The organism is Actinorhabdospora filicis, assembly GCF_030269765.1.
In the GTDB taxonomy this organism is placed as follows: domain Bacteria; phylum Actinomycetota; class Actinomycetes; order Mycobacteriales; family Micromonosporaceae; genus Actinorhabdospora; species Actinorhabdospora filicis.
In genome coordinates, this window is record NZ_BSTX01000004.1 from 485,888 (window position 1) to 498,455 (window position 12,568).

The 12,568-nt window shown below is 70.9% G+C and carries 12 protein-coding genes; 8 read left to right on the forward strand and 4 right to left on the reverse strand.

The features are described 5' to 3' along the window. On the reverse strand, positions 1–429 hold the full coding sequence (locus QSK10_RS27295) for a sigma factor-like helix-turn-helix DNA-binding protein (RefSeq protein ID WP_285665983.1): 429 nt from the start codon (positions 427–429) through the stop codon (positions 1–3). A gap of 196 nt (positions 430–625) precedes the next feature. Here QSK10_RS27295 and QSK10_RS27300 point away from each other — a divergent pair, with 196 nt between their 5' ends. The 8 genes from QSK10_RS27300 (at position 626) to QSK10_RS27335 (ending at position 9,710) form a co-directional block, all read left to right on the forward strand. Continuing rightward, complete coding sequence (locus tag QSK10_RS27300; protein ID WP_285665984.1) at positions 626–2,746, forward strand: PhoX family protein; 2,121 nt, start codon at positions 626–628, stop codon at positions 2,744–2,746. Between the two features lie 277 nt (positions 2,747–3,023). Then, positions 3,024–3,839, forward strand: a complete 816-nt coding sequence (locus QSK10_RS27305) for an Ig-like domain-containing protein (RefSeq protein WP_285665985.1) — start codon at positions 3,024–3,026, stop codon at positions 3,837–3,839. 114 nt (positions 3,840–3,953) lie between these two features. After that, positions 3,954–4,445 (forward strand): hypothetical protein, encoded by a 492-nt coding sequence (locus QSK10_RS27310; RefSeq protein ID WP_285665986.1) that lies wholly within the window; start codon positions 3,954–3,956, stop codon positions 4,443–4,445. A 187-nt stretch (positions 4,446–4,632) separates the two neighbouring features. Beyond that, entirely contained in the window at positions 4,633–5,466 is an 834-nt protein-coding gene (locus QSK10_RS27315) for an LPXTG cell wall anchor domain-containing protein (protein WP_285665987.1), read from the forward strand. A 192-nt stretch (positions 5,467–5,658) separates the two neighbouring features. Continuing rightward, entirely contained in the window at positions 5,659–6,468 is an 810-nt protein-coding gene (locus QSK10_RS27320; RefSeq protein WP_285665988.1) for an Ig-like domain-containing protein, read from the forward strand. A 144-nt stretch (positions 6,469–6,612) separates the two neighbouring features. After that, on the forward strand, positions 6,613–7,446 hold the full coding sequence (locus tag QSK10_RS27325; RefSeq protein WP_285665989.1) for an Ig-like domain-containing protein: 834 nt from the start codon (positions 6,613–6,615) through the stop codon (positions 7,444–7,446). An 89-nt stretch (positions 7,447–7,535) separates the two neighbouring features. After that, the gene (locus tag QSK10_RS27330) at positions 7,536–8,765 is read left to right on the forward strand and encodes an ArsB/NhaD family transporter (RefSeq protein WP_285665990.1); all 1,230 of its coding nucleotides are present in this window, start codon (positions 7,536–7,538) and stop codon (positions 8,763–8,765) included. Between the two features lie 57 nt (positions 8,766–8,822). Next, positions 8,823–9,710, forward strand: a complete 888-nt coding sequence (locus QSK10_RS27335) for a transglutaminase-like domain-containing protein (protein ID WP_285665991.1) — start codon at positions 8,823–8,825, stop codon at positions 9,708–9,710. Between the two features lie 317 nt (positions 9,711–10,027). On the opposite strand, the gene QSK10_RS27340 is transcribed toward QSK10_RS27335, so the two are convergent. From QSK10_RS27340 to QSK10_RS27350, 3 genes are read right to left on the reverse strand one after another with little or no spacing between them, the layout of a single operon-like run. After that, positions 10,028–10,897 carry an inositol monophosphatase family protein gene (locus QSK10_RS27340; protein ID WP_285665992.1) on the reverse strand — a complete coding sequence of 290 codons (870 nt, stop codon included), beginning with the start codon at positions 10,895–10,897 and terminating at the stop codon, positions 10,028–10,030. 14 nt (positions 10,898–10,911) lie between these two features. Then, the gene (locus QSK10_RS27345) at positions 10,912–11,586 is read right to left on the reverse strand and encodes a hypothetical protein (RefSeq protein WP_285665993.1); all 675 of its coding nucleotides are present in this window, start codon (positions 11,584–11,586) and stop codon (positions 10,912–10,914) included. Next, positions 11,583–12,488 (reverse strand): hypothetical protein, encoded by a 906-nt coding sequence (locus QSK10_RS27350; protein WP_285665994.1) that lies wholly within the window; start codon positions 12,486–12,488, stop codon positions 11,583–11,585. The genes QSK10_RS27345 and QSK10_RS27350 overlap by 4 nt, the downstream gene beginning before the upstream one ends. Positions 12,489–12,568: the final 80 nt, after the last annotated feature.

Genomic DNA, 12,568 nt, shown 5'->3' on the forward strand with positions numbered 1-12,568 from the left:
CTACGCGGCCTCACCGCGCACCCGCCGCCGCGCGCGGCCCGCCAGCTCGCGGGCGTCGGCGGGCGAACCGCCCAGGGCCTCGGCGATGTCCTCGAAGGGCAGGCCGAAGACCTCGAAGAGCACGAACGCCAGGCGCTCGCCCGGGTCCATGGTGGCCAGCACGGTCAGCAGCGCCAGCGTCGTGCCGTCGGGGCCGGGACCGTCGGGGTCCGGGCGCAGCAGGCCGCGCCGCTCGCGCAGCATGTCGATGGCCACGCGGGCCACGACGGCGCTCAGCCACGCGTCCACGTCGCGTTCGGGACCGCCGAGGGCGTCGCGGACGCGGTGCAGCGCCTCCTCGGCCTCGGAGTGGGAGCCGAGCATGGTCCGCGCGATCTCGCGGAGGCGTCCGGTGGTCTCGTCGAAACGCCGGATGAGGGGGTCGTCCATGGCTAGATCCTTTCGCTCATCCAGTTGACGCCCACGGCGGGCCGGTTGTGACGCGTGCGCTCACCTGGGCGGCTTGCCCGAACCAGGGACAGGCATCCCTTCTCGTTAACCTCCCGGCAACCAAAGGCCCCCCGGGTCTTCCGCACCGGGCCTTAACGTCGCGCTCATCAAGACCCTTCCTGCGAGGAGCACGAACGTGACCGTCCCTGAGCGACGCCGCCTGCTTCCCTTGTTCACCAAGGACGTGCGGCACGCGAACCGCAGCTCCATGACCTGCCGGTTCCGCTGCGGCAACGCCTGCGACCACCCGGTCCCCAACCAGTCCGGAAACGAGTACCTCGGGGACATCGTGACCGACGCCGTCGCCTCCCGGCGCGGTGTCCTTCGCGCGGGCGCGATCGGCGCCGCCGTCTTCGGAGCCGCCGCCGCCGGCGTCGCCTCCGCCACCCCCGCCTTCGCCGGTGACGGCGGCGACGGCGAGACGCCCCAGTTCGCCACGCCCGAGGGCGTGACGGAGAACGACGGCCGCCTGACCTTCCGGGCCGTGCCGCCCAACACCATCGACGCGGTCATCACCCCCAACGGCTACGACCACGCGGTCGTCATCGAGTGGGGCGACAAGGTCGTCGACGGCGCCCCCGACTTCGACATCGACAACCAGAGCGCGCGCGCCCAGAAGCGCCAGTTCGGTTACAACAACGACTTCGTCGGCGTCCTGCCCTGGGGCTACGACGAGGACCGCGCGCTGCTCGTGGCCAACCACGAGTACACCAACGAGGTCCTGATGTTCCGCGGCTACACCACCGGTGACGTCGCCCCGCTGGACCAGATCGAGATCGCCATGGCCGCCCACGGCATGTCCGTGGTGGGCCTGAGCCGCGTCGAGGACACCGGCCAGTGGAAGCCCTCGCGCAACCGCCGCTACAACCGCCGCATTCACGTCGGCACCAAGTTCGAGTTCACCGGTCCCGCGCGCGGCTCGGCGCTGCTGAAGACCGCCGCCGACACCAAGGGCACCACCCCGGTGGGCACCCTGAACAACTGCTCCGGCGGCGTCACGCCGTGGGGAACGGTGCTGTCCGGCGAGGAGAACTTCAACCAGTACTTCACCGGTGGCGACGGTGTCCCGGCCGACCAGAAGCCGTTCCTGGTCCGCTACGGCATCGACACCGGCAAGCACCACGCGGCCGACAACCGCCGCTTCGACCGGGTCGAGGAGCGCTTCGACCTCACCAAGCACCCGCACGAGGCCAACCGCTTCGGCTGGATCGTGGAGATCGACCCGTACAACCCGGACTCGACCCCGCGCAAGCACACCGCGCTGGGCCGCTTCAAGCACGAGGGCGCCAACGCCATCCTCGCCAAGGACGGCCGCGCGGTCGTCTACATGGGCGACGACGAGCGCTTCGACTACATGTACAAGTTCGTCTCCGAGCGCAAGTTCGCCAAGGGCAACTCGCGCAAGGCGCGCGAGAACAACCTGCGCCTGCTGGAGAGCGGCACCCTGTACGTGGCCAAGCTCGGCTACACCTCGGCCGCCGAGATCGACGGCACCGGCAAGCTCCCCGCCGACGGCCAGTTCAACGGCACCGGCCGCTGGATCCCGCTGGTGCGCGGCACCGAGTCGCTCGTGCCCGGCATGAGCGTCGAGGAGATCCTGGTCCACACCCGCCTCGCCGGTGACGCCGTCGGCGCGACCAAGATGGACCGCCCCGAGGACGTCCAGCCCAACCCCAAGACCGGCAAGATCTACGCCGCGCTCACCAACAACACCGACCGCGGCAAGCCCGGCAAGGCGGCGGCCGACGAGGCCAACCCGCGCAACCTGAACAAGCACGGCCAGATCATCGAGATCACCGAGGACAACGGCGAGCAGACCTCGGAGACCTTCACCTGGGACCTGCCGATCGTCTGCGGCGACCCGAAGGACCCCTCGACGTTCTTCGCCGGTTTCGACAAGACCAAGGTGTCCCCGATCTCGTGCCCGGACAACGTCGCCTTCGACGCCTCGGGCAAGAACCTGTGGATCTCCACCGACGGCAACCAGCTGGGCGCCAACGACGGCCTCTTCGCCGTCCCGCTGACCGGTCCCGAGCGCGGTTTCGTCAAGCAGTTCCTGTCGGTGCCCTTCGGCGCCGAGACCTGCGGCCCGTGGGTCACCGACGACACCAAGTCGGTGTTCGTCGCCGTCCAGCACCCCGGAGAGGTCACCGGGGCCAGTGTGGACAATCCCGCGTCGACCTGGCCGAACGGGGACTACGGCAAGCCCGCCGTGGTTTGCGCCTGGCGGATCGATGGCCGCGACGTAGGTGTTTGATCTACGCTCTTAGGCAGAAACAACCACTGCCATGGTGCCGCCGGCGCCCCGGGTCGTTCCGGGGCGCCGGCGGTTTTTCGCGTCCCGGACGCGGGTTTCGGCTTCGCCAGAACGACTTTCGCGCCTCTTCGGTGATCCGGGGGCAGCTCGGCGGCCGTTTCAAAGCTCCACAGTGGACGATGCGGAAAAACTTTCGGACCGGCTGTCAACCGCCTCCCGGCGGGCGGTCGTCTAGGTGGACGTCAGGTTGAACACGCCCATTGAAGGACGAACCGCCATGAAGACCCTGCCCCGCCTCGCCGCCGTTCTCGGTACCTCCGCCGCCTTCATGCTCGCCGCGCCCGCCATGGCCTCGGCCGCCGACGCGCCCTGCGGGCAGATCCCCGTCCAGTTCAACGCGGGGACCGCCGAGACCATCGAGGTCGCGATGAACGACTGGTGCCACGGCGGCTACGGCCAGCAGTTCGGCGTCTCCAAGATCACCGCGGTGCACGGTCCGGGCACCTTCGAGATCACCTCGAACCGCTCCGCCTTCATCTACCACCCCGACGCCGCCACCGCGCCCGGCACCGAGTTCGAGGCCACCGCCGAGGTCTTCGACTGGAACACCGGCGAGGAACTGGGCACCGCGCAGATCATCGGCTTCGGCTGGGCCGACACCGTCGAGGACGACTCCTACACCGTGGTGGCGGGCCAGAAGCTCACCGGCGACGTCTCGGACAACGACGGCAAGCCCTTCGACAAGTGGTCGATGGTCACCGACCACCCGAAGCACGGCTCGCTGGAGCTGGACCAGTACGGCGACTTCACCTACGTCCCCGACGCCGGTTTCACCGGCACCGACGAGTTCTCCTACGACGGCGCCATCCAGTCGATCATCGGCCAGGTCACCGCGCCCGGCAAGGTGACCATCACCGTCACCGGGAAGGCCGCGCCCTCCTCCTCGGCCCCGGCCAAGCCCGCCGCCGACAAGGGCAAGGACGCGCTCGCCGAGACCGGTTCCCCGGCCCCGATGATCGCCGGTGCCGGTGCGGGCGCCCTGGCCCTGGGCGGCCTCGGTCTGTGGCTGGCCCGCCGCCGCCGCGCCGCGTAACACCGCACGACATCTCCCTTCCGGAAAATCCCGTCCCACCCATCCCGCACGACTGTCCACTGTGGACGGTCGAGCCTTCTTCCCGCAGCTCAGACCACGAAAAGGAAGCGTTCCATGAACAGGTCCCTGATCCGCCTCGCCGCCGTCGCCGGAGCCGCGACCGTCCTCCTCCTCGGCGCGCGCTCCACGGCCGGGGCGGCCGAAGGGATCTGCGGGAGCGCCGCGCCGGTGTTCACCGCCGACGGGAGCGGCGTCCTCAAGGGCGAGCTGGGCGGTAAGGCCGCCAAGGGATGCGAGTACCGGGTGCGGACGGGACCGGAGGGGGAGAGCAGGCTCCACCTCGGCCGTGACGGGGCCTTCGTCCTGGCCTACGACCGGGGTTTCGGCCGGGCCGACTTCGTCTACGAGGTCACCTGGGCGAAAGGGCGGGAGATCCGCACGGCCGTCGTCGTGGAAGAGGCGACGCTCACGGCACCGTCCACCGCCGCGGGCGTCGCACCGTCCGAAAGAGACGACGCGTCCCTGAAACTGGCCGGGCTCACCGGCGCGAGCGCCCTGGCGCTCGGCGGCGGAGCGGTCTGGCTGATGCGGCGACGCGCCGCATAGCACCACCGCGATACGGGGGAGGGCCTTCCCGGCGAGAGCCGGGAAGGCCCTTTTCGCCGTACCGGGGAAACCTTCGGCCGCGGGTGATCACGGTCACCGAGATCCACTGTAAACGGGTTCCACGGGGGTGGCGTCTAGGCCGGTGTAACGAACGAAGTTCCCTCCTCACTTCTTGGACGCCCCTCACATGAAGACCTTCACCCGCATCTCCGCCGTCGCCGGTACCGCCTTCGCCCTCCTGCTCGGCGCCCCCGCCCTGGCTCAGGCCGCCGAAGGCAACACCGGCCCCACTTGTGACGTCGCCGCCTCCAAGCTCGGTGGCACCGAGTTCCACGGCTCGGTCAAGATCGCCGACTTCTGCCGCGACGCCGAGGGCGACACCCTGAAGGCCGTGTCCGTGACCGCCGAGCACGGCGCGATCAAGTCCGCGGTGGCCGCCGACGGCCTGAGCGTCGCCATCGACGTGGACCACATGGACCTGAACCGCGAGTACGTCGCCCGGATCACCGTCACCGACGGGACCGACACCGCCACGCTGACCTGGGCGACCGTCGTGGACCCGCGCGGCACCGAGCCCGCCGTCATCGAGATCCCCGCGACCGGGACCACCTACAAGGGACGCGTCGGCGGCCCCGGCGACAGCCTGGACATCCACACCTTCAGCCTGGAGAAGATCGTCCACGGCAAGGGCGAGCTGAAGATCGCCGCCGACGGCAGCCTGACCTACACCTACCCCGACGGTGTGCCCGGCATGGAGTTCTACTACCGCGTGACCTGGCAGAGCAAGTACAACGGCCCGGTCTTCGAGGTCCGCAAGGCCACCATCATCGCCGACGGCCCCACCGGGCAGCACCCGAGCAAGCCCGCCACCGACAAGGGCAAGGGTGAGAACGCCGCCAACGGCAAGGACAAGCTGGCCCAGACCGGCTCCCCGGTCCCGGCGATCGCCGCCGCCGGCGCGGGCGCGCTGGCCCTCGGCGGCGCCGGCCTGTGGCTGACCCGCCGCCGCAAGGCCGCCTAGTCCCCGCGAGCCGAGAACGCCCCTCCCACCACCCCGGGAGGGGCGTTTTCGCGTCCACTGAGGACCTTCGAGGCGTCCACAGTGGAATCACTGAATGGGTCTTCAGGCAGGTGTCAACCGGCTACGTGTGAACGGCGTCTCGGCTGACACAAGCACCACGCGAACACCATCCAGCCATGGGGGAAAGCCCGAATGAAGACCCTGCTCCGCGTCGCCGCCATCAGCGGCGCCGCTTTAACTCTTCTGCTCGCCGCACCAGCCCTCGCCCAGGCCGGGGACGCCAAGAGCGGCCTCACCTGCGACGTCGCCGGAGCCGTCTACGGCAGCGTCGTCTACCACGGCGAGATCACGCTCGCCGACTTCTGCCACGGAGCCGACGGCGCCCAGATCAAGGCCGTCTCCATCAACTCCATCACCACGGGCGCCACGGCCGTGAAGACCCAGGACCTCCTTGGCATCACCATCGACGTCGAATACATGGACCTCGGTGTGGAGTACATCGTCGAGGCCACCGTCACCGACGGGACCAACGAGGCGGCCTTCGTGTGGTCGAGCCTGGTCAGCCTGCGCGGCACGCCCGACATCGACTTCACCGCCGACAAGGACAACAAGGCCACCGGCGATCTGAGCCGCAACGACTACCGCGACGACTTCGTCTACACCATCGACACCTCGACCAAGCACGGCGACATCACCGTCAACCCCGACGGAACCTTCCTCTACCAGGGCGACAAGGACTTCGGCGCCGACCAGTTCTATTACAAGGTCGCGTGGAAGACCAAGTACCACGGTGTGGAGTACGAGATCCGCAGCGCGAACCTCCACCAGGCCGCCAAGCCCGAGCCCAGCCCGTCCAAGTCCACCACCAAGCCCGCCGCCGGCGGCAAGGACCAGCTCGCCCAGACCGGCGCGCCCGTCCCGCTCGTCGGGCTCACCGGCGCGGGGGCGCTCGCCCTCGGCGGTGGCGCGCTGTGGCTCGCGCGGCGCCGCCGCGCCGCCTGATCCACCCGCCCTTCCACGCCTCCCCGGCACCGCCGGGGAGGCGTTTCGCGTGCCCGGGGTAAACGCCGGGTGGGCCCGCGGGCGTGATGACCATGCCGGGCCGCGTCCGGCGTAACCGACCACCAAGCCATGGGGGCAACCGGAATGAAGACCCTCTCCCGCGCCACCGCCGTCGGCGGCACCGCCTTCGCGCTCCTGCTCGCCGCGCCCGCCCTCGCCCACGCCGAGGACGCCAAGACCGGCCTCACCTGCGAGGTCGACGCCAACCTCACGGGCACCATCGCCTACCACGAGACCTCGAAACTCGCCGAGTTCTGCCACGGCGCCCCCGGGGCCGAGATCAAGGCCGTGGCCCTCGCCCACGCCGACGACGGCGTCAAGGCCCGCATCGCCGAAGACGGGCTGTCCATCGCCATCGACGTCGACTTCATGGACCTCGGTGTCGAGTACACCGCCGAGATCACCGTCACCGACGGCACGAACCGGGCCACGTTCACCTGGGCCGCCGTGGAGGACATGCGCGGCACGCCCCCGATCGCCTACAAGGCCGACAAGGACGGCAAGGCCACCGGCGACCTGAGCCGCAACGACTACCGCGAGGACTTCGAGTACACCGTCCACACCGGACCCAAGCACGGCGACCTGAAGCTCAATGCCGACGGGACCTTCGCCTACACCGGCGACAAGAACTTCGCCGGCGACCGCTTCTACTACAAGGTCGCCTGGAAGACCAAGCACCACGGCACCGTCTACGAGGTCCGCGAGGCGACCGTCACCGCGTCCCCCGCGCCCACGCCGTCCCCGTCGAAGTCCACCGCGAAGCCCTCACCCTCCAAGTCCAGCGCCAAACCCGCCGCCAAGAAGGACAAGCTCCCCGAGACCGGCTCGCCCGCCCCGATGCTCGCGGGCACCGGCCTGGGCGCCCTCGCCCTCGGCGGCGGCGCGATCTGGCTGGCCAGGCGACGCCGGAACTCCTGAACCCCGACGCCGCGCGCCCCCCGCGGCCACCGGGGAGGCGCGCTCCATGAGGCGCGCCGGTGCCGGCGCCCCTGTGCGAGGATGGCGCCGTGCCGACCGACGAGCCGCCCGCACGGGGACGCCTGGCGCGGGCCGTCCGCGCGGCCACACCCCTCGACTGGATCCGCCTCGCCCTGCTCGCCGCCGGGATCGTGTGCGTCCTGACCGGCGCGCTGCCCCGCGCCGAAGCCGAGGCGAACCTGCGCCGCATCGCACCGCTCCTGGCGTTCCTGGCCGCGATCATCGTGCTGGCCAAGCTCACCAAGGAGGCGCGCGTCTTCGACGTCCTCGCCGCCCGCATGGCCATCGCCGGACGCGGCAGCTACCCCGCGCTGTTCGGGCTCTCGGTACTGCTGGCGTCGAGCCTGACGATGTTCCTCAACCTCGACACCACCGCCGTCCTGCTCACCCCCGTCCTGCTGGCGCTGGCCGCGCAGACCGGCATCGCCGCCCCGCCCCTGGCGATGACCACGGTGTGGCTGGCCAACACCGCGTCCCTGCTGCTGCCGGTGTCGAACCTGACCAACCTGCTCGCCGCCGACCGCGTCGCGCTGCCCCCGGCGGCCTTCGCGGCCCGCATGTGGCTGCCGCAACTGGTCGCGGTGGCGGTCACCGCGCTGTTCCTGTGGCTGTTCTTCTGGCGCCGCAAAGCCCGCGGCAAGGACGCCTACGTCCCGCCCGCGCCACCCGCCATCGACTCGCCCAAACGGTTCTGGGCCGCCTCCATCGCCTGCCTCGGCTTCGTCATCGCGCTCTTCGCCGGCGTCGAGATCGCCATCGCCGCCGGAGTCGCCGCCGCCGTGGTCGTGGCCGCCTTCGCCGTCAACGGCGGACGCGCGCACCTGCGCCCCTCCCTGATCCCCTGGCAGCTGCTCATCTTCGTCACCGGGCTGTTCCTGGTCGTCCCGACCCTCGCCCGGCACGGGCTCGCCGACGTCATGGCCGCCCTCATCGGCTCCGACGGCGGCCTCATCGGCGCGTTCCGGGCCGCGTTCACCGGCGCCGGGCTGTCCAACGCGCTGAACAACCTGCCCGCCTACACCGCCGGGGAGACCGTCGTCCCCGCCCAGAACCAGACCCAGCTGCTGGCGCTGCTCATCGGCACCAACGTCGGGCCCGTGGTGACCATGTGGGGATCACTGGCCACCCTCCTCTGGTACGAGTCGTGCCGCATCTACGGAGTCCGTGTCGAAAAGCGCCGATTCGCGCTCACCGGAGCCGTCTGCGCGCTCATCGCCATCGCCGGGTCCGTCCCGGCGCTGCTGGTGACCGGCCAGTAGACCCCGGAACGGAATTCGATAGGTTCCTCGCACGCCGCGATGACAGGAGGACGGGCCATGAACGTGCTGACACGGCCGGAGGCCGGGTTCTACGGGACGCACAGTGCCGCCACCGACCCCGACACCGCCTGGTCCCGCCTCGGGGAACTCGCGGGCGAACCAGCCGAGCTCGCCGCGATGGTCCGCGGCCTGCTCCTGCACCGCCTCGACTGCGCCGGCCACGGCCTCGACCTGACGCCCGAGCGCCTCGAACAGGGCGAGACCCGCTACACCGGCGCCATCATCGCCCACCTCGTCGCCGCGAACGACGCGCGCCTGAGCGAGACCCGCGCACCCGGCGACCGGTTCGTGGGCACCTGCCGCGACTTCGCGCTGCTGTTCACCGCCGCCCTCCGCCACGGCGGCGTCCCCGCCCGGCTGCGCTGCGGCTGGGCCACCTACCTCGAAGAGGGCTTCCACGGCGACCACTGGGTCACCGAGTACTGGCGTCCCGGCAAGGGCTGGACCCTCGCCGACCCCGAATTCGACACCGTCACCCAGGGCTTCGACACCATGGACGTCCCCCGCGACCGGTTCCTCGTCGCCGGGGACGCCTGGCGCGCCTACCGCGCCGGAGACGCCGACCCGCAGACCTTCGGCGTCCGGCTCCCCACCGGCGACCTCCTCGGGCCCGCCATGATCCGCGGCAACGTCGTACGCGACCTGGCCGCGCTGAACAAGGTCGAAGTCCTGCCCTGGGACGTGTGGGGGCACGCCGAACCCGACGGCGAGCAGGGGGACGAGGTCCTGGCGGTGCTGGACCGGGCGGCGGATCTGAGCGCGGAGGGCGGGCCCTTCGAGTCGATTCGGGAGTTGTACGAGGAGACGCCGGGGTTCAAGGTTTCGGCGCCGATCGTGTCTTATGCGCACGATGGGGAGCGGACGGTGGAGTTGCGGGGGTACTGAGGGGTTCTCGGCTTGGGTGGCTCCTGGGGGGTCCCGGCCGGTTGCGGGCTGTCGGTGCGAGAGCGCAGGCGCTTCGCCCTGCACCCGATTAGGCGCTTCGCCCTGGACCAGACCAGGGAACTCCGTCCCCTGGACCCCGGAAGTCAAGACACTTCTCCCGAGCCGGAGGCGTCCTTAGTTTTTCGGCACCCGCTTGGGTCGTGGCCGACCGGGTTGGTTGCGCCGCCGCACGCGCGCGCCCTTCACAGACACACGGTCAAGACACTTCCCTCTCGGCGGTGGTGACGGTGGTCTTTCGGCTTGCGGCTTTTTGCGGCCTACTCGCCCGGGGGCCAGGCCGCTGAGAGTTCGCGCTCAAGCTCGTGTCCCGCCTGGACCCAGTCCAGGATGCGGTCCAGGAGTTCGGGGCGGGCCGCGACGAAGCTGCGGTCCTCGGCGGGGCGGCCGATGCGGGCGTCGAAGGGGTGGCCGCGCAGGTCGCGGACGGCGAGGCCGGCCTCCTGGGCGATGAGCATCCCGGCGGGCAGATCCACCGCCTCGGCGCGGTAGCCGACGAAACCGTCGATGTCGCCGCGCGCAAGCATCAGCCACGACACCAGAGGCGCCCACAGCTGAAGAAGCCGCCGGGAACGGGCCTCCAGGGCCAGCTTCAGCGCGCGGGCGCGCGGGTCGCCGCGAGACACCTCATGGCCCTGCGTCCAGGCCAGCAGCGGCGCGGCGGAGACGCGGGGCGCGGCCGGGACCGCGCGCGCCCCACCGGGACCCTCGGCGCCCACATCGCGGATCGCCGACCAGGTCTGCCCCCGCTCGGGATCGTGGACGACGCCCACCAGCGGCAGCCCGTCCCGGCACAGCGCGATGCCCACGACGTAGACCGGCAGGCCGATGGCGATGTTGTTCGTGCCGTCCAGCGGATCCACCAGCCACGTCCAGCGCGAACCGCCCGCCTCATGGACGCCGGTCTCCTCGGCCACGATCGTGTGATCGGGATAGGCGGCGCGGATCCGCTTGATGATGACGCGCTCGGCGGCCTCGTCCAGATCGGTCACCACATCGCCGTCGAGGCCCTTGCCGCGCACCTCGGGCGCGTGATCGCGGCGACCCGACCACAAGAGACTCCCGGCGGCCTCCGCGGCGGCCACCGCCACCTCGCGCATCGCCGCCGTTCCCGGCTCACGTGGCACCATGGCGCCCTCCCACGTCAGATGATGCCGCGCTCCCGCAGGGTCCGCAGCGTTGCGTTGGCCGCGTCCACCGTGTCCGCCCGGCCGAACAGCGACCGGGTGACGTGGTGCGCGCTCATGTCCACCGGCCCCAGCGAGAGGTCCCGGGCGCCCGGGAGACCACGGCCCAGGACGACGGTGGCGGCGTCGCCGGTACCCGGCAGGGAAGTGGTGTGGAAACGCCCGGTCGGCAGCCGGTAGACCTCGCCCCGGCCGTGCGTGGACGCCTCCGCCCGCACCGGCCGCACCAGCCGCGCGGTCGGCGCGATCTCATCGCCGCCCGGACCCGAGCGGATCTCGAAGACCCGGTGCGTCGGCGCGTCCTCGAAGACCTCGATCAGCTCATTGCGGACCACGCCGTAGAGCACATAGGACGTCAGCTCCCAGCTGTGCGCGTGCATCTGCGAGGTGCTCGGATCGGCCTCCGGACGGCCCGCCGCCCACAGGTGCACGCACACCCCGATCTCCCCGGCCCGCAGCACCGGCAGGCACGCGAAACCCAGGGGATGCCGCACGGCCCGGAATTCCAGCCGGTGCCCGGCCACCCCGGCCAGCGTCCCCGCCACCCACGCCGGGACGGCCTTCTCCGCCGTCCCGTTCCCCATCGCCGCCGCCAGCAGCTCGAAGTCGTTCACGAACATGGAGTCGTTCATCGATACGGATCCCTCGCGTGCCGGGCCTTGGACACGATGTCGGCCACGTCCCGGTCGGTGTACGCCTTCGGCAGCGCGATTCCCAGCGCCGCGAAGGCCTCCCGCGCCTGATCCACCGTCGGCTCGTCATCGAGCAGCACGTGATCGGCGCGCTCCAGGTCCACCGCCCGCGACTGCTTGAAACTCGACACCAGCTCCCGGTGATACGCCCGGTAATGCGGACGGCCCTCCGGGAAGACCAGCGACGGGCTCTTGGAGTCCTCCTGCGTCATGATCACCCGCGAGTGCGACAGGTCCCAGCGGAACGTCGACATCACCTGCGACAACCCGACCTCGATGGTCAGGAAATTGAACTGCTGCCGGTACCAGCACGCGGCCAGGATCGTGGCGTAGGACTCCTTGCGGGTGCGCTCCAGCGTCCAGCGCTCGCCGGTGCCGTCGGGACGCGTGGACAGCGACTGGCGGTAGCGGCTGTACAGCTTGCAGAGCGGCTCGTTGCTGGGGTCGATGATCTCGGCCTGGACGCGCAGGGGCCGCCGCTCGGCGCGCGCCTCGCGCACGCACTCGGGCAGCGTCACCGCCCGCAGGTAGGTGCCGGTGCCGCCCTTGAACAGCCACAGATCCGTGCCGCGCCGGGCTTCGGCGTGGACGGTGGCGACCTCCGAGCCGTTGATCTGCTGGACCGCGCCGGCCTCTTCGAGCGCCTTGGCGGTGGTCTGCCGGTCGCGCAGGATCACCACCGCCAGCAGGGCCAGCACCAGCAGGATGGCCTGGCTGATCGCGTCGGGGGTGAAGATGTTCTGGAACATGCCCAGCAGCGACAGGACGGCCACGGCGCCCGCGATGAGCAGGACGAGGACGCCGTCGGCGTTGCGCCGGAGCCACTTGACCACCCTCGCCATGCCGCCAGTCTGTCACGGCTCCGCAACCGTCCACAGACGACGAACCGGTTCTGTCGGATCCCTGTCACTCGCTTGGTCGT